Raw genomic sequence first — 18,286 nt, 5'->3', positions numbered from 1 at the left:
CCCGGTCACCAGCTCGTAGTGATCGGGCGCCCCTCCTCAAAGCCGGACCTGGACTGCACCCCGACTACGGCACGGTCAGCGAATTCCATGAGCGTGCGGGCACCCGCATAGGTTGCTGAGCTGCGCACCCCGGAAGTGATCCAATCAAGCAGGTCCTCGACCCCGGGGCGCTGCGGATCCAGGTACATCCGCGACGACGAGATACCCTCCTCGAACAGGGCGGCGCGGGCCCGGTCGAAGGCTGACTGCTCCCGCGTGCGCTGCCTGACTGCACGGGCTGATGCCATTCCGAAACTCTCTTTGTAGGCCCGGCCCTCGTGATCGAACAGCTGATCACCGGTCGATTCGTGGGTGCCCGCGAACCAGGAACCGATCATCACGGAACCAGCTCCTGCGGCCAGCGCCAGTGCGACGTCGCGGGGATGCCTCACCCCGCCGTCGGCCCACACCGCACAACCGCTGCGGCGGGCCTGTTCCGAACATTCGAGGACAGCTGAGAATTGTGGCCTGCCGACACCGGTCTGCATGCGCGTGGTACACATCGCACCTGGCCCGACGCCCACCTTGATGATGTCCGCCCCGGCGTCGGCAAGGTCACGCACTCCGTCGGTGGTCACGACGTTTCCCGCGACGATCGGCACCCGCCGCCCGGTGTGTTCGGCAAACCGGTCACGTTCCCTGCGCGCCATGTCCAGTGCGGAGATCATCTTCTCCTGGTGGCCGTGGGCGGTATCGACCACCAGCACATCGGCCTGCGCCTCCAACACCGCCCGTACCTTGGCGATCACGTTTCCGTTGACTCCGATCGCGACCCCCGCGCGCAGTCGCCCCTGCTCGTCGAGCGCGGGGGTGTAGAGAGCTGAGCGCAGTGCCCCCCTGCTGGTCATGATTCCCACCAGCAGCCCCTCCGGGTCTACGGCCAGGGCCACCTTCTGGTGGCGCTCCGTGAGGGAGTCGAAGACCTGTTTCGGCGCTGTGTCCGGCGAGACGGCGATGATGTCGTTGGTCATCACGTCACGGGCCTGGGCGAAACGGTCGGCAGCTGCCGCATCCTGTGGGTGAACCAGCCCCGCGACCCGACCGGACTCCACCACCACGGCAACACCATGCGACCGTTTGGCCATCAGGCCGATGGTCTCCCCGACAGTGGTGTCGGGGGAGACCGTCACTGCGGTGTCGAAGATGGGGTGGGATTGCTTCACCTTCGTGATGGAACGTGCCACCACCTCCACTGGTATGTCCTGGGGAAAAATCGCGAGGCCGCCGCGGCGGGCCATGGTCTCGGCCATGCGCCTGCCCGAGACCGCCGTCATGTTCGCCGCCACCAGAGGCAGCGGCGTTGCCAGTCCGTCGGTGGAGGTCAGGTCAACGTCCAGCCGGGATGTGACGTCGGAGCGGTTTGGCACCATGAACACGTCGGAATAGGTGAGGTCCGTGGTGGGCCTCTCATTCAGGAAACGCACACGTGAAGCCTACGACTCGCCCACCCACGGGCATCACGGGAGGGCTACGATATTGCGAAGTCACACGTGGCTAAGGAGAGACTATGAGCGACGAAACCCTCAAGGTGCTGCTGTTTTCCAGTGACCGCACGGTGCGGGAGCAGGTGCGGTTCGCCCTCGGACGCAAGGTGGCCTCCGATCTGCCTCCCATCGATGTGGAGGAGGTGGCTACTGGGCAGGCCTTGCTGAAACGCTTGGATGCGGATCCTGGTTGCGCTCTCCTCATCCTGGACGGTGAGGCCCAGCCCGAGGGTGGTATCGGCCTGGCGCATCAGGTCAAGGAGGAATATGACCCGTGCCCACCGGTGCTGCTGCTGGTGGCCCGCGTGGCCGACGCATGGCTTGGAACGTGGTCGCGTGCCGAGGCGATCTCCGCCTACCCGATCGATCCGGTTAGGTTGCCTGCCCAGGTGGCCGAGCTGCTGAGGGAGAAAGTGGCATGACCTATACCTGGCCGGATATCCTGACCGGCCTGGTGCGCAGGGAGGGCCTGGAGACCGAGGCTGCGCAGTGGGCGCTCAACGAGATTCTCTCGGGCCGTGCCAGCGATGTGCAGCTTGCTGCGCTGCTGGTGGCGCTTCGGGCGAAGGGTGAGACGGCTGAGGAGCTTGAGGGCCTCAGCTCCGCGATGCTCGACAACGCGGTGCAGGTTACCCTCGATCGTGAGGCCGTGGACGTCGTGGGCACGGGAGGCGACCGGGCCAACACAGTCAACATCTCCACCATGGCAGCGCTGGTGGCGGCAGCGGCTGGCGCGAAGGTGGTCAAGCACGGTTCACGGGCGGCATCTTCGCAGGCCGGCACCGCCGACACCTTGGAGGCGCTCGGCGTGAACATCATGCTGGAACCGACAAAGCATGCCGCTGTCCTGGCGGAGGTGGGTATTACCTTCTTGTTCGCGCAGCTTCACCATCCCGCGATGAAGCACGTCGCGGGAGTGCGGAAGCAACTGGCCATTCAGACCACGTTCAATTTCCTCGGGCCCCTGTCCAATCCAGCCCGTCCCCAGGCGATGGCATTGGGGGTGGCCAACGACGACATCGCTCCCGTCGTGGCACGGGTGCTGGCGGGACGTGGAGTACGAGGCCTGGTTTTCCGGGGTTTCGACGGGCTCGATGAACTGACCACCACATCCCCCTCGGACGTGTGGCTGCTGGCTGACGGACGGGTGCACCGCACCACCCTGGATCCGGCGGAACTCGGGCTGCCGCCCGCAGCCCCCTCGGACCTCACGGGAAGGGACGCGCGGCACAACGCCCAGGTGGTGCGGGATCTAGTGGCGGGCAGGACCGGTCCGGTCCGCGACATCGTGGTCCTGAACGCGGCGGCCGCTCTTCTTGCCTACCGCGGGGTCAGTTCCGTGGTGCCGCTCGCTGAGCAACTGGCGACGACCTTGTCCGATGCCAATCGGGCCCTGGACGATGGCAGCGCCCAGCAGAAACTCGATGCCTGGATCGAGGCCACCGGGGCCTGGGACTCAGCCGCCCGTCAATGCGGCAGCGATGGGGCCCAGCCACAGTGCCGGGCCGTAGGGAAATGGCTCTGAGGTCCGCCCTCGCAGCATGTGGACGATTGCCCAGACCGCCCCGATGAGGGCTCCCGCCAGCAACGCTGTTGTCCATCCTTGGAGCCCCATCGACCCGGACACCGCACCCACCAGCAAACCGAGCCTGACATCACCGAAACCGAAGCTGCGGGAGAATCGCCACACCAACCACAACAGGCCCGAAGTCGCACACGCCCCTACCAAGGCTGGCGCGAGCACGTCCGGGGACCGGAAGGAGACCACCGCCAAGCCCGCCGCAACTTGGGCGGTGGCGATCCAGTGCAGGCGTTTCGGCAGCCATGTGGTTTTGAAATCAACCCATACCAGCGCTCCACCCGCGCCGAGATGACCGAACCACAACGGCAGCTGCGCGACGGGTACTCGCCAGAGGGCACAGGTACACCCGAGAACCACCAGACCTAGAGTGATGGCTTCCCGAGGTCTTGCCAAGGATCGGTAGTCGGGCGGGGGATCGTCCGGGTCGAGCGCAACACGAGGCAGCCGCGGCACCACCCAGATGAGGTGGGCCGCGGCTGCTGATGCGCTGGCGCAGGCCAGTAGGAGCAGGGGCAGGGTCAGCGTTGTGCCTTTGTGAACCCGGCCGCCTCAGCGGCCTCCTCCGAGTTGAACCAGACCTCGGCGATTGTCAGCTCGTAGCCGCGGGTGCCGGGAACGTGGTACTTCTTCGAACGTTCGTTGCCCTTGAAAATGTAGCCCTCCGGCGGGTTGGGGCCCACGTAGGATCCCTTGCCGAAGCTCTCCTTCGGAGCCTCCGGAGCGGGCGCGGCTTGGGGGGTGGGCGCGGCTGGCTCGTTGAACTTCGCTGCAGTGGCGAAGGTGTCGTTGTTGTTGACGTAGGCGCGTGACGGCTCATGAGCGGTCCAGCCGTCGTCCTTGGGCGTCAGGAAGTGCCTCACGGCTGCAACGGCGCCTGCGACGAGGGAACCGATGAACACGAATTTCGCGAACTTCTTGAACTTGCCGCCCTTGCGCTTCTTCTTCACCGGTGCGGGCTTGTGACCAGCAGCCTTGTGCAGGGCCTGCTGCAGGTTGGGTAGCAACGTGGCTGTGACCTTGTTGTGAGCCGCATCGACGGCCGGGGGAACCCGATCGAGTGCGCCACGGATGTGTGGTTCCCAGGTGTCGAGGCGTTTCGAGGCGAAATCTGCCGTGCGTTTCCCCGCCTCGCGTGCGAAAGGAGCGGCTCTGCGCTGGGCTTCCAGCAGGATCGCGGCGGCCTTCTCAGTGGCGTCTTCCCAAATGGTGCGGCCAGCTTCTGTTGCGGCGGCGGCGGATTCCGCGGCGGCCTTGGTCAGTCGTGACTTCTTCACTGCATTCCTCCAATGATTGGCTCGTGGTCGAGCACATCCAACGCTACCTGGTTCCGAGCGCAGGGGATGGTGAAATCTGGAAGAACGCTCCGGCTCTGGTGACACGACACGTCAGAATGCGCTCCGACGCTGCGAGGTCGTCACCTGTAGGTTTGGGTCCATGAGCACTGCTACTCTCCACACCACCAAGGGAGACATCGTCATTGAGCTCTTCGATGACGCGGCCCCCACCACGGTGGCGAACTTCGTTGGACTCGCGGGTGGGACCAAGGAATACCGCGACCCCACCACGGGCGAGAGCAAGACTGGAAAGTTCTATGACGGTCTCGGCTTCCATCGCGTCATCAACGGGTTCATGATCCAGGGCGGTTGTCCGCTGGGCACCGGAACTGGCGGGCCCGGGTACCGTTTCGCCGACGAATTCCACCCAGAACTTTCCTTCAACCGCCCTTACCTGCTGGCCATGGCCAACGCCGGGCCCGGCACCAACGGTTCGCAGTTTTTCATCACGGTGGCTCCCACCCCTCACCTCAACCGCCGCCACACCATCTTCGGCGAGGTCAAGGACCCTGCCAGCCAGGCCGTCGTGGATGCCATCGCCACCACGGAAACCGATCACCGGGACCGTCCCACCGTCCCTGTGGTGATCAACTCGGTGACCCTTTCCTGATCTAGCGCACAGTGCGCGGGCCAGGCCCAGTCGCCGACGGTGTCCAAGAACCTGACCCCGGGCGACTCCAGCCAGTCCGCGATGCGTTCAGCCTCCTCGAAGCTCCCGGCGGGAAGCCCGCCGGGAGCTTCTTGTATCGTCTCGGACAGGTCGCGGGTGGTCTCGGCGATCTCCGGGACCTGTGCGGTGCAGGCCCGGGCTGCCCCGGCGAGTTTCCCGAAGCGGATCACGTGAACGGCCCACTCGTCGTGCTCCGGGGCGGCCGCCACCAATTCGGGGCAACCGGCCAGGGACCGCACCCGGTGGAAACGTCTGGAGGTCTGGTGGGCGGCGAGAAGGCGATCAGTGAGCTCCCCGGCCTCCTCGAAACGTTCCTGCGCCACCAGCTCTGCCAATCGGGGGGAGGCCGAGGCCAGCAAGTCCCTGACATCACCGAGCCAGGTGTTGCGCAGGCGCTCCACCGACGTTTCGTATCCCTCCGGCGCCGGAACAGCCCACGATTCGCGCACTGAGCGGTGGTGTCTGCGTTCCAACATTCCGAAGGTGTCACGGAACACACGTGACGATTCCCGGGCAGCGGTCAGGCCTGGGAAAGGCCCCCAGAACAGATCATCCGGGGACGGGGTTCTCGTGGCGACCAGCCGGGGAAGGGAACCGCCGGTGAGTTTCAGCCACCACAGGCGGTGCTGGTTTTTGGAACGCCGGTTGTACCGTGGGGAGCGGGCGGCGATCATCCGCAGCTCCCGCACCTGTGCCTCCAAGTCCGTGGCGCACTCGATTCCCCTGACTCCGGTGGCCACCTGCACCATCTCGTGGATCCGAGCGCGCTGTTCCGAGGCGGAGAAGTAGGAGGCGACCCTTTTGCGCAGGTTACGTGACGTGCCGACGTAGAGCACCTCCGTGTGCGGAGTCCCGCTTGAGTCCCGGCTTTCGTGCTCGAACCAGTAGATTCCCGGGGCCTCCGGTAGCTGCTTGGCCCAGACCCTCTTGGCGCGGCGCTCCGAGGAGACGGGGGAGAGCAGCGCTCGCAGGTCTTCGACGGTGTCGATGCCGAGTCGCCCGGTTCGCTCCAGAAGGGCGTGCAGCACGTCGACGGTGGCGTGCGCATCACTCAGGGCACGATGGTCGGGTCGGGTGGTGGCGTGGAAATGGGCGGCGAGGGTTCCCAGCTTGCAGTTGCGCACCTCCCCTTTGGGCAGCACCCGCCGGGCCAGGGCCACTGTGTCCACCACGACGGGATTGGGCCACCGGATGCCGAGGTGCCTGCAGATACGTTTGAGGAAACCGACGTCGAACGGGGCGTTGTGGGCAACCAACACGCATCCGTCGGCGAACCGCATGAACTCCGGGACCACGTCCGTGGGGGAGGGGGCCGCGGCCACCATGGCGTCCGTGATCCCTGTGAGTACCTGGATCATTGCCGGAATGGGGCCCGAGGGGCGCACCAGGGTCTGGAACTCGCCGAGCGGTTCGCCGCCGCACACCTTGACCGCTCCGATCTCGGTGATCTCCGACTCGGGGCCAGCGCCCGTGGTCTCCAGGTCCACGACGCAGAAGGTGGTTGCGCGCAGGTGGCGTCCCAGATCCTCGAAGCTGGGCTGGAGCGACTCTGGAGCGTGGGGGGAGGTCATGCCGGGGACGTTACTCGACGGCGGCGACAAAATGACCATGGCCGAAGCGGGGTGCACGTCCTGCATGATGGGTGAACTTTGGGAAAGGCCTGAAGGTCGTTTAGGATTCTCTCAGCCTCGTCCCCGAGCGTCTGGAGTTTCGAGTGAAGTTGTTCCGCACAGGTTTGGTTGGCCTTCTCGTCGCAGCCAGTGTCGTTTTCGTGCCCACGGCATCCGCCGACCCCGATGCCGTCGCAGCCGCGAAGGACAAGTTGGACCGCATTCACGAGGAAGCCGCACAGCTGGATGCTCAGCTCATTGAGGCGATCACCCGTGCCGAGGAGTCGGAGAGCAAGCTCGAGGTCCTCAAACAGGATCTGTCCGCCCAGGAGGTGAGGGTTTCCCAGCTGGGAACCAACCTCGGCGACCTGGCGATGATGCAGCTCAACGGCGGCGGTCTCGGTGGTGGCGTGGACATCACCGGTCAGCTGCTCGGAAGCACCGATGACACCACCTTCCTGTCCGGGCTGAGCACCATCCAGAATGAGACCGACCGGAGCGTGGCCGATCTGCAGACCCTGCAGGTGGAGCAGGCTCGGTTGGATACGCTCCGCGGTGAGCAGGAAACCATCGACGCGTCGCTCAAGGCGGACCGAGCAGCCAAGGAGAAGCTCTCCAAGGAGTACGAGGCCAAGGAGGCGGAGGCCCAGCAGGTGTACGACCGCCTGAGCGCGGAGGAGCAGGAGCGTCTCAAGAAGCTGGAGGAACAGCGCCAGCAGGAGGAGGCCGCACGGGAGCAGGCAGCCCGCGAGAGCGCCAGCCCCAACCCCGCTCCGTCCACCGGAGCGGGCGACAAGTCCGATCCTCCCGCCACCTCCTCGGGAGGCGGTTCTGGACGTGCCCAGCAGGCCATCAGCTACGCCCTCGCTCAAGTCGGCAAGGGCTACGTCATGGGCACTGCCGGACCATCGACCTTCGACTGCTCCGGGCTGATGTACGCCGCCTACAAGCAGGTCGGCATCTCCCTGCCACGCACATCCCAGACCCAGATCTCGGCGGGCACCTCCGTTTCCAAGGGGGATCTGCAACCCGGAGACCTGGTCTTCTACTACAGCGGCATCACGCATGTCGGCATGTACATCGGCAATGGCCAGATCGTGCACGCTGCCAATCCGCGCAGCGGCGTGGTGACCGCTTCGGTGAATTCCATGCCCTTCGCAGGAGCGCGGCGCGTGGCCTGAGACCGCCTCATGTGGTACAGATTCTTCAAAATTTTCATCTTTCGTCCGCTGGTCAGGTTCGGTTTCCGCGCCCGTATCCACGGTGCCGAGAACGTCCCCACGCATGGTGGGGCGATACTGGTGAGCAATCACATCGCGACGATGGATCCCGTGATCATCCCCGCGATGCTGCCTCGGAAAGTCACCTTCCCCGCGAAGGCGGAGCTGTTCGACGGGAGCAAGAACCTCGGTCGCGCCATCGTGGCCTGGTTCCTGAAGGCCATCGGAATGGTTCCCATGGACCGCGGCGGTGGTCGGGCCTCGGCCGCCTCACTGCGTGCCATCTCCGACGTGCTCGACGCAGGCAAGGTGATCGGAATCTTCCCCGAGGGAACCCGCTCACCGGACGGCAGGCTCTACAAGGGCAAGACCGGGATGGCGCGCATGGTGCTCGCATCCGGGGCTCCGGTATTGCCCGTGGGGCTGATCGGTACCCAGACCGTCCGGGGTTTCCTCGGCATTCCCTGGGTGCGACGCCCCGTCGTCGTTGTCGGTGAACCGCTTGACTTCTCAGATCTGAAGGGGCGCGAATCCGAGACCCGTACCCTGCGCTGGGTCACCGAAGAGGTGCTGGCCGCCATCCAGCGCCTCACCGGGCAGGAATACGCCGATGTCTACGCTACGCGGGTCAAGTACGGCGATCTCAAGGATAAGGGTTCTGATGAGTTCCTGCGTCCCCGTCCCGGCGGTGGCCCCAAACCGGTGGCGAGCGAAGGGTGATTCCCGGGACACCCCCGACATCGGCGCGCCTGGGGTGGGTTCAGGCCGCTTCCTCTTGGTTCCGCAAGGACTATGACGTTCTGGGGCGGGTCTTCGTCGTTACCGCCACGGTGCGTGTGGTGCTGGCGATCCACACGGTGGTCGTCTCCTTCTGGTTCGTGTACCCGACTGCGAGGAACCGGATCGGTCTGCTGATATCCATGGCCGCGGTCCTGTTGTGGACGTTCTTTGTGACTTTCCTGCTGCGTCGCCCCAGCGACCGGAACCTGTGGGTGCATATGGCCGACGGGGCCGTGACGTGTTCCCTGATCTTCGCTACCCCGCTGGTGACGAATCAGCCGTATGGGCAGACCTCCCTGGCCGGGTATTGGATGGCGGGGTGCTGCTTGTACGCGGCGGTGCTTCGGGGAACAGCAGCCGGGATCACAGCCACTCTGGCCACAGCGATGGCCTTGCTGATGATTCCACCGCGGCTCACGATCTCTCGGATAGACGTCGTGCTTGCCATCTTGCTCATGAGTATCTGCGTCGGGGTGCTCATCACTCAGTTCAAGCACACCATCACGGAGCAGGAACGGGCTCGGATTCGTTCCGTTGCGCTGGGGGAGCGGGAACGTCTGGCGCGGATCGTGCACGACGGGGCCCTGCAGGTGTTGGCCCTCGTCGAGCGGGAGGGACCTGAGCTGGGGCCACGCGGGCTGCGCCTGGCAGAACTGGCCCATGAATCCGAGACCCAGCTGCGCAACCTCATCCGTGACAAGGAGATCCTCAACGAGAACGCCACCAGGCAGGTGGATCTGGCTGCTGCCCTCGACCGATTCCAGAGCACCAAAGTGGTTGTATCCACCATGGCCGGTCAAGTACTTGTTCCCAGGCTCATCGCGGAGGAGGTGGAGGCTGCGCTCGTTGAGGCGCTGAAGAACGTCGACAAACATGCGGGGCCGAGTGCGAAGGCCTGGGTACTGTTGGATCAGGAGGACGATTCCGAAGTAATCCTGTGGGTGCGAGACAATGGGGTCGGGATGGATCTTTCCGAGGCGGCGTCCGCCGGTGAACGGGGGCGGCTCGGTATTAGGGATTCGATCGTGGGCAGGATGGCGGCTCTTGGAGGAACTGCCGTGGTCAAGTCCACTCTGGGAGAAGGCACCGAATGGGAACTGCGTTTCCCGGTGAAGGTGGGAGAGGCGTGAATGACATCAGTCGAAACCGTGTGATGTTGGTGGATGACCACCCCATGTGGATCGAAGCCTTGAGTGAGGACCTCTCGGAGGAGGGTTTCGAGATAGTTGCGGTCGCCAAGAACGGGACGGAGTGCCTGCAGCGGGCGCGCGCCACCCGTCCCGACGTGGTGGTGATGGACCTGCAGATTCCCGCCCCGGACGGGGCGACCTGCACCGAATTGTTGGTGCAGGAATTTCCGGACATCCAGGTGCTGGTGATGTCGGCCAGCGGTGAACGCGAGGATGTGTTGCGGGCCATGAAGTCCGGTGCTCGAGGGTACTTGGTGAAATCGGCTTCGAAGGCCGAGTTGCTCGAGGGCGTGCGTCGCACTGCGGCGGGGGACGCGGTGTTCACTCCCGGCCTGGCCGGATTGGTGCTGGGAGAGTTCCGGCGCATGGTCAATGTCGCTCACAGCCACGACGATGACGGCCCGGTGTTGACCACTCGTGAGGTGGAGGTGCTGCGTCAGGTGGCGAAAGGGCTGGCCTACCGGGAGATCGCGGAGGCATTGTTCGTTTCCCATCGCACGGTTCAAAACCATGTGCAGAACGTGTTGCGCAAGCTTCAACTTCACAATCGTGTGGAGCTGACCCTCTATGCCATCGACCAGGGATTGCATGATCCGAACGAGTGATGTGGGCAAGTGGAGTAATCTTCCCGCCATGTCGATCATGTCCCGGGCCGAGCTGAGATCCCTGCCGATGCTTCAACAGCCCAGCTATCCGGATGAAGCCGCGCTGGACCGTGTCATTGACGCCGTGGAGAAGCTGCCACCGTTGGTGTTTGCGGGGGAGTGTGATGATCTTCGCACCAAACTCGCGGAGGTCGCAGAGGGCCGGGCCTTTCTGCTTCAGGGCGGGGATTGCGCCGAGTCCTTTGACGCGGTCACGGCGCAGCACATCAAGGACAAGCTGCTGGTGCAGCTGTCGATGGCCGTCGTGATGACCTACGCCGCCCAGGTCCCGGTGGTGAAGGTTGGGCGGATCGCCGGGCAGTACGCCAAACCTCGTAGCAAACCGACCGAGACCCGGGGAGAAACCACCCTGCCCAGCTATCGGGGTGATGCCATCAACGGCTTCGAGTTCACCGAACAATCCAGGGTCCACGACCCGGAACGCCTGGTTCGTCTCTACAACGCCTCCGCGGCCACCCTCAATCTGGTGCGTGCATTCGTGACGGGTGGTTTCGCGGATCTGCGCGGGGTGCACACCTGGAACCGTGATTTCGTCGGCAACCCTGAGGTGGAGGCGGCATATGAGGAATTGGCCGCGGAAATCGACCGGGCGCTGACGTTCATGGTTGCCTGCGGGGTGGACGACCGGGCGCTGTCGGTCATCGATTTCTACGCCTCGCACGAAGCGCTGCTGCTGGAGTATGAGCGGGCCATGACCCGAGTCGACTCCCGTTCGCAGCAGGTCTACGGCTGCTCAGGGCACATGCTGTGGATCGGGGAACGCACTCGCCAGCTCGACGGCGCTCATGTGGAGTTGCTGCGGCGAGTCCGCAACCCGCTGGGGGTCAAACTGGGTCCCACCACAACACCCCGGCAGGCCATCGAACTGGCCGATCGCCTCGACCCCGACCGGGAACCGGGCCGAATCACCTTCATCACCCGGATGGGCGCCAACCGGGTGCGCGAAGTGCTTCCACGGGTGATCGAAGGGGTGGAGGAGACCGGGCGCAAGGTCGCGTGGGTGTGCGACCCGATGCACGGCAACACCTTTGAGGCCGCCAACGGCTACAAAACTCGTTCCTTCAACGACGTGGTGGAAGAGGTTCGTGGTTTCTTTGATGTCCACGATTCCCTCGGCACCTGGCCGGGAGGCCTGCACGTCGAACTGACTGGCGGCGATGTCACAGAATGTGTCGGCGGTGCCCTGAAACTTGAGGAAACCGACCTGGCTGACCGCTACGAGACGGTGTGTGATCCCAGGCTGAACCGCAACCAGAGCCTGGAGCTGGCCTTCACCGTCGCCACCAGGCTCCGCAAGGGACGCCGGAACCGGGACAATCCGGTGCTGGATTTCCGGGCCAAGGAGCTGTGACGACTCCCCAGTGCATTCATCAGCGCCCCGGCAGCAGGGCGTTGATCTCCGGAACCGGCCTAGGCCAGATGCCGAGCTCGCGCCAGACGAAGTCCGGTATCCGGTCGAAGAAAGCGCGGAGGAGGAACAGCATCATCTCCAGCGGCCACTCGGGGTCGCGGGCGGTGATCACCCCGTTCTGATCGATGCCGAAGGACAGCGCCGGGAAACGCAGGAAGAACTCGAGCTGCCTCGGGTTGAACACGTCGGAGGCGAACCGGGGGCTCCGGCAGTGCACCGTGAAGCGTTCGTTGAAATCGATGGACTCGAAGCTCTGAACGTCACCGCTGCCTGCCATGTTCACCGATATGGGGATGAAGTTGAAATTGACCCAGAAACCGCAGAAATTCTCGATGCGGTTCTCAACGGTGGCGGTTTGCCCGATGTAAACCGCGGTCTGCCACTGGTGGGTGACCCGGATGAAGGAAATGGGGCCCCTGAGGCAACGCACTATGGTGAACACCTGGCCGCCCGGAGATGCTGGGCCAGCGAGTCGTCGCGTCCCACGAACTCCCAGTCGGGATGATTCGCGAAGGAGACGTACGGCAGCGGCGGTTCCCATTCGTGATTGACGGCGGGTGAACTGGTGATGGCCGCGTGAGCCGCGGCCAGCTGGAGCGTCTTTATCTCCTGGGTGACGTCCAGGAGCGCGAACTGGTTGTGGTCGATGGTCAGGCGGTTGTATCCGAGGGAGGGCAGTAGTGGGGCGAGGGCACCGATCATGGCGCGCCCGTAGGTTTCATCGTGGAAAACCGCCTTTATGGGTCCCCAGACATCCATGATCAGGCCCTGAACCCCGGGAATCGGGACTGATTCGTGGAAGAGGTGGAAGGGCGGCATCGAGTGCGGCAGCGGCATGCAGACGACCTGTTGCTCTCCGTCCTAGAAATCGCTGCTGTACCGGAGGCCTGGAAGGGGAGCCCGGACCGGGATCTTCCCATCACCTGCTGCTTCACATTCCGGTTCATCCCGATGCCGAACGGGGGGTAGGTTCAGCCCGGCCGTGATGCTCAGGTCAGGCTTGTCGTTCCAGAACCAGCCGAGTCGGTGAAGGGCGCTGTGACGAAGGTGCCGGGGAACCAGGATGAGGCCTGCGATGGCGGCGCCGATGAGCAGACAACAGAAAAGGAACAACGCCACCCCTCCAGTGTGGCAGGAAGTGGTGTTAATCGCCCGGTGAAATCGTCCCCGCCGACCGCCGGAAAACGTCGTTCTATACCATCCCCGGGAGGCCCGGTCCCAGCGCGGGGTTCTTCAGTCTTCTTGTTTCGGGATCGGCCGGGGCCAGACCCCTAGTTCCTTCCATACGAAATCCGGGACCTGGACGAAGAACTCGTGGAAGAAGCCGAGCATCACTTCGATCTGTGCCGGCAGCCATTCGCTCTCTGCGACTTGAATGGTGCCTCCCTGAGTGATCGCGAAACCTTCAGGAGAGGCGCTCAACAGGTGTTCGAGTTGGCGCTGGTGGAACACGTCGGAGGCAAACCGTGGGTTCGGGCAGCGTACCTTGAAACGTTTGTTGAACTCGATGGATTCAAATTTTTGGGGCTTTCCGCGCCCCATGTTCACGGATATGGGGACGAACTTGAAATTGATCCCGAAGCTGCAGAAATGTTCGGTGTGTTCCTTGACGCTGCTCCACTCGTTCTTCGCGTTCCGGGTCTTCCACTTGTGGGTGACGCGGATGAAGGAGATGTTGTTCCCGGTGGACTGTACGACATTGACCACCTCGTGATCGTAGCCGCTCGGCTCGAGAGGTAGACGGCTCAGTAACGAGTTGTCACGGTCCACGTACTCCCAATCGGGATGATTGGTGAAGGAGACGTGCAGGGGCGAACTTTCTCCCATGTGTTCCATCGCAGGGGATGCGATGATCGCCTTGCGTATCCGGGCCAGAAGTTCCACCGTGGCTTCCAGGGATTTTAGGTCCTTCTTGACGTTGAACATCACCAGCTGATCATGGTCAATGGTGAGTTGACGGGGGCCGAGTTCTGATAAGAGGGGAGCGAGGGCAGCTGACACCGCCCGGCCATAGTTCTCCTCCGGGAAGATCATCGTGTGCGTGTCGGTGGACAGGGACAGGCCACTGATCGCAGGTATGGGAGATTGCGTGGGGAACAGGTAGAAGGACGGCATCGGGTGGGGAAGAGACATGCACACGATGCGCCGGCGGTCGCTCCAGGATTCGCTGCTGTAACGAAAAGTCTGAAAAGGTGTTCCTTCGTGTGACTTGCCCACCAGCTGGTCCTTGACACACCTGTCTAGTCCGAGGCCAAAAGGCGGATGGTTCAGGCCGATCGTGATCCGGAGATCAGGATGCTTCACCCATTTCCAGTCGAGGCGTTTCAAGGTGAGATGACGAAGAATCCGAAGTGTCACGACGAAACCCAGGACGCCCACGACGACCAGCACCAGGAACAGGATTTGCAATTCCATAGGGAAAGTCTTGCAGTAGAAGCGGTTCAGCTTCCACGACGGGCGCGTCGTGAGCGTAGTTCTTCGACGAGTGCATCCACAAATGTGGCTTTACGCCCGGGCCACGCTGTCAGAAGGAGCGCCACCACCACGAGGCCGCCGCCCGTGAGCACCTGCCAGGTCAGCTCCTCCATGCCGGCCCAGATCGCGAATACGGCGGCCCACATCGGTTCCGAGCACATGATCACCGCCGAGGCGGTGGCGGGCACGTAGCTCTGCGCCCAGCTCTGGAGGAACAGCGTGACGGCACCGCAGAAGATACCGAGGTAGAGCACCGGCCACCACAGGTCCCAGCCGGATGGCAGTTGATAGTCCGCGAAGGGGAGGAAGCACAGCATCCCTACTGCTCCGGTCAGGGCCTGCATCAGGGTGAGTGACTGCACCGTCTCGGGTTTTACCCAGCGTCCCAGGAAAATGATGTGGAGGGCGAAGAGCACAGCTCCCAGCAGTGTGATAGCGGCGCCGAATCCGAAACCGACATCTCCTCCGCCATTCCCGAGGGCCAGGATGCCGATTCCCACCAGCGTCAGGGCCACCGCGATCCAGGTGCGCCCCGAGGTGGGTTGTTTCATGATCAAGGGGGTGAGGATCGCAGTGAAGACCACGTAGCTCGCCGTGATGAAGCCTGAGAGTGAAGGCGGGGTATATTCCAGTCCCACCATCTGGAGCACCAGACCTGTGTTGAAGATCAGACCCAAAATGATGCCCTGCACACAGGTTTCGCGTTTCATCCTGAGATGGGGCAGGAAAGCGGGCAGCAGGCACAGGGCGGTCAGGGTGAGCCGAGAGATCAGAAGGTGGGCGGGTGTCATGGAGGATTCGTAGGCGCCCTTGGCGACCACAACCGTTGACCCCCAGGCAGCTGCCGCCACCAGCAGGGCGACGGAGGGCAGAAACTGACGACTCGAAGTCACGCGAACAGCCTATGGGGACGTGAGGCCTCCGGCAATCATGTCACGTAGAGGATGACGGTGCTTCCTTTGGGAGCCGCTGAACCAGCTGCGGGGTTGGTTTCTGAGGCGAACCCTAATGGTGCGGGGAAGAAGGACTTGTTCTGAACCTCCACCTTGAACCCAGCAGCCTCCAGATCTCTTTGGGCATCATCGGTGCGTTTGCTCCTGACGTCCGGAACGGTCACCATTTCCGGACCAAGTGACTTGACCAGCTTCACGGTGTCACCGCGATGTCCGGTGCCATCGGCGGGGTCCTGGGAGATCACCTGCCCTGCGGGAATGCTGTCCGAGTGCGCCTCAGAGATTTCGACCGTGAAGCCCTGTTTCTTGAGTTCCTTGCTGGCCTGGTCGGCGTCGGTTCCCACGTAGTTCTTGATGGTGAGGGGCTGACGGCCCTTGCTCACCACCAGATCGATGCTGCTTCCGGGTGGCAGGAGGGCGCCGGCTGATTCGCTGGCCGAGATGATCGTGTCGGTTTCGACGGACTCTGACCAGTCCTCCTTGACCTGATCGACTGTCAGGTGTGCCGATTCGATGGCGGAACGGGCCTGCGAGAGTTTCTGCCCCACCACGTCGGGCATCATGTAACGCTCGGGTCCCTTGGAGATGACGACAGTGACTCTGGTTCCTCGAAGGGTCCGGGCGTTTCCCGCGGGATCGGTGCTGATGACCGATCCGACCGCGACATCCTCGGAGAACGCCTCCTGGGTGGTGTACTCGAGATCGCTGGCTTTGAGGCTCTGGAGCGCCTGTTCCTGGGGAATGTTGGTCACCTCGGGGGTGGTGGTGAACCGCCCCTCGGCCCACCACCACGAGACGGAGACAATTATTGCCGTGACGAGCAGCACCAGCACGATCAGCATAATGCCCCGGCGGCGTCGGTATACCGGTTCCTGGGAGAACTGTGGGAACAGTGGCGTGCGGTGTGAACTCGGGGGTCCTCCTCTGCTGGAGCCGGGAAGCGTGGCCCGGGGAGGTTCTCCCGTCGAAGAAGCGGACCTGACTGAGGAAACCGGGTGCGGTGAGGGCGTTGAGTTCGGAGACTTGAGGGACTGAGGCTCGACGATGGCGGTCACCGCGTCAGGGGAGACGGCCTCGGTCGGGGGAGCAGGGGTCCTGGCGGACCGAGGGCGAGCGGGAGCGGGAGGAAGTTCCTTCAGCGGGCGTGGTCGCGGCTCGGGGCGTGGGGATATCTGCTGGGTGACGGCATTGCCGTCGCCGGGCAGGGGCCGCAGCTGAGCGGCGAGTGTGGGATTGTGCTGGCCCGGGGAACTCAGCAGCTCGGAGCGGACCCGGCGCAGCGCATCCATGAGTTCGCGACCATCGGCGATGCGGGCCTCTGGGGCGCGTGCGGTGCAGGCCGCCACCAGAGCATCGAGGTAGTCCGGGATGAAACCTGGGAGCCCGAGTTCATGTAGTTTCGTGGAAGGAGCGGGGACATCGACGTTCACGTGCGCGTAGGCGATCTGGTAGTTGTTCTCGCCGACGTGTGGTTTTTTGCCGGTGAGTAGCTCGAATAAGACGATGCCTGTCGAGTAGATGTCGCTGCGTGAATCCGGGCGGGCATGGGTTACCAGCTCGGGGGGAAGATATGAGGCAGTACCGACCAGGACCCCGGTCGCGGTCATCTGCGGGGATTCGGTCTGGCGAGCCAGGCCGAAGTCCGCGACCTTGACATGGCCACGGGTCGAGATCATGACGTTCTCGGGTTTGATGTCGCGGTGGACGATTCCCGCATCGTGGGCGGCAGCCAGAGCTGAGGCGATGGGTTCCAGGTAATCCAGTGCTAGCACTGGTTCGAGTGGGGCGTCACGGGCGATGAGTCTGCGCAGGGTTTCGCCATCGATGAACTCCATGACGATGTACGGCTGTCCCTGGGACGTGCCCTGGTCAAATATGCTGACCACCGCTGGATGATTGATCAGGGCAGCGGAGCGGGCCTCTCGGTCAAACTTTGCCGCGAATTCGTCGTCCTCGGCCAGGTCGGTTCGCATGATCTTGACTGCGACGGTCCGCTGGAGACGAGCATCACGGGCCCGGTAGACCGTCGCCATTCCGCCCCGTGCGATCTTCGCAAGAATTTCGTAGCGACCATCCAGCACGCTTCCGACCATGGGGTCGTAGGTACTGCTTTTGTTCACCGCGGTCTCCTGGGGAAGATAGGGGATCTGGGCTGGGCGATGAGCTCTGCCGGTATCGAGTGTAGGCCGATCCCGGAACGGGAGAGTTCCGGGCGCGCCGCATAGGCTTCTCGTATGACGGTATTGCGCAGTCTACGTTCTCGGATACTACTAGCACGCGTGGCGGTGCAGCTTCCTCTCACTGAGGCCGGGGACCGATTGCCAGGGTTAGCCACGCGGGGGATCGACATGGCAGTGCTCACCACGAGGGGATCGGCGGAGCGTGCAGCAGGTCCGGAGATCCTGCGTGATCTTGAACGTCATTTCGGTCGGCGGGTGCTGCTGGCGATCGATACCCCGGAGATCGATGCGGACGTTCGGGTCCTTTTCCCGGGTGAGCGGGACCGATCGCGTCCGCATCAGTGGGCGCTCCTCGGACAGGTGGTCCAGGACCAGGGGCAGATCATCACACCGGACGGGGCCTTCCAGTTCTTGACGGTTCCCGGAACACCTCCCGGCTCGCCGCTGCTGCGGGCAGCGATGGCGAACCACCCTCCGTTGCGGCAAGATTCGGTTCCTTGGTTCGCTACGGCCGGACTCGACGCTGGAGCGGTTCAGGTCCTGGTGAACTCGGGGGTTCGGCGCGTCTGGCTCACCGGGAATGGGACCATGGAGGAACTAGAACGGATCGGTGAGATCCTGCGGCGGGCATGGCGTGAAGACCCGGACTATGAGGACTACCTGGGTTTCGCTGTCCAGGAGTGAAACCCCTCG

At 63.7% G+C, this 18,286-nt stretch carries 18 protein-coding genes; 9 read left to right on the top strand and 9 right to left on the bottom strand.

Annotated features, from left to right (window positions below; all coding sequences use genetic code 11):
• Positions 1–5: 5 nt before the first annotated feature.
• On the bottom strand, positions 6–1,463 hold the full coding sequence (locus V7R84_RS09690) for a GuaB1 family IMP dehydrogenase-related protein (RefSeq protein ID WP_338568353.1): 1,458 nt from the start codon (positions 1,461–1,463) through the stop codon (positions 6–8).
• 83 nt (positions 1,464–1,546) lie between these two features.
• Here V7R84_RS09690 and V7R84_RS09685 point away from each other — a divergent pair, with 83 nt between their 5' ends.
• Complete coding sequence (locus V7R84_RS09685; protein ID WP_338568351.1) at positions 1,547–1,945, top strand: response regulator; 399 nt, start codon at positions 1,547–1,549, stop codon at positions 1,943–1,945.
• Positions 1,942–3,048: an anthranilate phosphoribosyltransferase gene (trpD, locus tag V7R84_RS09680; protein ID WP_338568349.1), complete on the top strand. Its 1,107-nt coding sequence runs from the start codon at positions 1,942–1,944 to the stop codon at positions 3,046–3,048. Before V7R84_RS09685 ends, trpD begins: the two co-directional genes overlap by 4 nt.
• On the opposite strand, the gene V7R84_RS09675 is transcribed toward trpD, so the two are convergent.
• Both V7R84_RS09675 and V7R84_RS09670 read right to left on the bottom strand, forming a co-directional pair.
• The gene (locus V7R84_RS09675) at positions 2,980–3,558 is read right to left on the bottom strand and encodes a prepilin peptidase (protein ID WP_338568347.1); all 579 of its coding nucleotides are present in this window, start codon (positions 3,556–3,558) and stop codon (positions 2,980–2,982) included. The genes trpD and V7R84_RS09675 overlap by 69 nt on opposite strands.
• Positions 3,559–3,623: 65 nt before the next feature.
• Entirely contained in the window at positions 3,624–4,379 is a 756-nt protein-coding gene (locus tag V7R84_RS09670) for a hypothetical protein (protein ID WP_338568345.1), read from the bottom strand.
• A gap of 160 nt (positions 4,380–4,539) precedes the next feature.
• Between V7R84_RS09670 and V7R84_RS09665 the strand changes: the two genes are divergently transcribed.
• A complete protein-coding gene (locus tag V7R84_RS09665; protein WP_338568343.1) occupies positions 4,540–5,049 on the top strand; it encodes a peptidylprolyl isomerase in 510 nt (169 codons plus the stop codon).
• Here the strand turns inward: V7R84_RS09665 and V7R84_RS09660 are convergent.
• The gene (locus V7R84_RS09660) at positions 4,995–6,680 is read right to left on the bottom strand and encodes a DEDD exonuclease domain-containing protein (protein ID WP_338568342.1); all 1,686 of its coding nucleotides are present in this window, start codon (positions 6,678–6,680) and stop codon (positions 4,995–4,997) included. The genes V7R84_RS09665 and V7R84_RS09660 overlap by 55 nt on opposite strands.
• Before the next feature lie 143 nt (positions 6,681–6,823).
• Here V7R84_RS09660 and V7R84_RS09655 point away from each other — a divergent pair, with 143 nt between their 5' ends.
• From V7R84_RS09655 to V7R84_RS09635, 5 genes are read left to right on the top strand one after another with little or no spacing between them, the layout of a single operon-like run.
• Complete coding sequence (locus tag V7R84_RS09655; RefSeq protein ID WP_338568341.1) at positions 6,824–7,900, top strand: C40 family peptidase; 1,077 nt, start codon at positions 6,824–6,826, stop codon at positions 7,898–7,900.
• Positions 7,901–7,909: 9 nt separating this feature from the next.
• Positions 7,910–8,659, top strand: a complete 750-nt coding sequence (locus V7R84_RS09650; RefSeq protein ID WP_338568339.1) for a lysophospholipid acyltransferase family protein — start codon at positions 7,910–7,912, stop codon at positions 8,657–8,659.
• Entirely contained in the window at positions 8,656–9,849 is a 1,194-nt protein-coding gene (locus V7R84_RS09645) for a sensor histidine kinase (RefSeq protein ID WP_338568337.1), read from the top strand. The genes V7R84_RS09650 and V7R84_RS09645 overlap by 4 nt, the downstream gene beginning before the upstream one ends.
• Positions 9,846–10,514 carry a response regulator transcription factor gene (locus tag V7R84_RS09640; RefSeq protein WP_338568336.1) on the top strand — a complete coding sequence of 223 codons (669 nt, stop codon included), beginning with the start codon at positions 9,846–9,848 and terminating at the stop codon, positions 10,512–10,514. The genes V7R84_RS09645 and V7R84_RS09640 overlap by 4 nt, the downstream gene beginning before the upstream one ends.
• The gene (locus tag V7R84_RS09635) at positions 10,498–11,925 is read left to right on the top strand and encodes a class II 3-deoxy-7-phosphoheptulonate synthase (protein WP_412728053.1); all 1,428 of its coding nucleotides are present in this window, start codon (positions 10,498–10,500) and stop codon (positions 11,923–11,925) included. Before V7R84_RS09640 ends, V7R84_RS09635 begins: the two co-directional genes overlap by 17 nt.
• Positions 11,926–11,944: 19 nt before the next feature.
• Here the strand turns inward: V7R84_RS09635 and V7R84_RS09630 are convergent, their stop codons facing one another.
• The 5 genes from V7R84_RS09630 to pknB all read right to left on the bottom strand — a co-directional run bounded on the left by V7R84_RS09630 (position 11,945) and on the right by pknB (position 17,533).
• A complete protein-coding gene (locus V7R84_RS09630) occupies positions 11,945–12,427 on the bottom strand; it encodes a hypothetical protein (RefSeq protein WP_338568334.1) in 483 nt (160 codons plus the stop codon).
• On the bottom strand, positions 12,415–12,822 hold the full coding sequence (locus V7R84_RS09625) for a hypothetical protein (RefSeq protein WP_338568332.1): 408 nt from the start codon (positions 12,820–12,822) through the stop codon (positions 12,415–12,417). Before V7R84_RS09625 ends, V7R84_RS09630 begins: the two co-directional genes overlap by 13 nt.
• A 396-nt stretch (positions 12,823–13,218) precedes the next feature.
• Positions 13,219–14,400, bottom strand: coding sequence for a hypothetical protein (locus V7R84_RS09620; RefSeq protein WP_338568330.1), 1,182 nt, complete (start codon positions 14,398–14,400; stop codon positions 13,219–13,221).
• 26 nt (positions 14,401–14,426) lie between these two features.
• Positions 14,427–15,353 (bottom strand): DMT family transporter, encoded by a 927-nt coding sequence (locus V7R84_RS09615; protein ID WP_338568328.1) that lies wholly within the window; start codon positions 15,351–15,353, stop codon positions 14,427–14,429.
• A gap of 35 nt (positions 15,354–15,388) precedes the next feature.
• Complete coding sequence (gene pknB, locus V7R84_RS09610; protein WP_338568326.1) at positions 15,389–17,533, bottom strand: Stk1 family PASTA domain-containing Ser/Thr kinase; 2,145 nt, start codon at positions 17,531–17,533, stop codon at positions 15,389–15,391.
• A gap of 228 nt (positions 17,534–17,761) precedes the next feature.
• On the opposite strand from pknB, the gene V7R84_RS09605 reads away from it, so the two are divergent.
• Positions 17,762–18,277 carry a hypothetical protein gene (locus tag V7R84_RS09605; RefSeq protein WP_338568324.1) on the top strand — a complete coding sequence of 172 codons (516 nt, stop codon included), beginning with the start codon at positions 17,762–17,764 and terminating at the stop codon, positions 18,275–18,277.
• The last annotated feature ends 9 nt before the right edge of the window (positions 18,278–18,286 follow it).

It is taken from the genome of Arachnia propionica (assembly GCF_037055325.1).
Classification (GTDB): Bacteria; Actinomycetota; Actinomycetes; order Propionibacteriales; family Propionibacteriaceae; genus Arachnia.
Note: the sequence above shows the minus strand (reverse complement) of the source record. Positions and strands in the feature narration are given on the sequence as shown.

Bases quoted from the DNA above. Each gene is read 5' to 3' on its own strand.
- V7R84_RS09650 (WP_338568339.1), top strand. From the start codon at position 7,910: ATGTGGTACAGATTCTTCAAAATTTTCATCTTTCGTCCGCTGGTCAGG.
- V7R84_RS09625 (WP_338568332.1), bottom strand. From the start codon at position 12,822: ATGCCGCTGCCGCACTCGATGCCGCCCTTCCACCTCTTCCACGAATCA.
- V7R84_RS09605 (WP_338568324.1), top strand. From the start codon at position 17,762: ATGGCAGTGCTCACCACGAGGGGATCGGCGGAGCGTGCAGCAGGTCCG.
- V7R84_RS09665 (WP_338568343.1), top strand. From the start codon at position 4,540: ATGAGCACTGCTACTCTCCACACCACCAAGGGAGACATCGTCATTGAG.
- V7R84_RS09635 (WP_412728053.1), top strand. From the start codon at position 10,498: ATGATCCGAACGAGTGATGTGGGCAAGTGGAGTAATCTTCCCGCCATG.
- V7R84_RS09620 (WP_338568330.1), bottom strand. From the start codon at position 14,400: ATGGAATTGCAAATCCTGTTCCTGGTGCTGGTCGTCGTGGGCGTCCTG.
- trpD (WP_338568349.1), top strand. From the start codon at position 1,942: ATGACCTATACCTGGCCGGATATCCTGACCGGCCTGGTGCGCAGGGAG.
- V7R84_RS09685 (WP_338568351.1), top strand. From the start codon at position 1,547: ATGAGCGACGAAACCCTCAAGGTGCTGCTGTTTTCCAGTGACCGCACG.
- V7R84_RS09660 (WP_338568342.1), bottom strand. From the start codon at position 6,680: ATGACCTCCCCCCACGCTCCAGAGTCGCTCCAGCCCAGCTTCGAGGAT.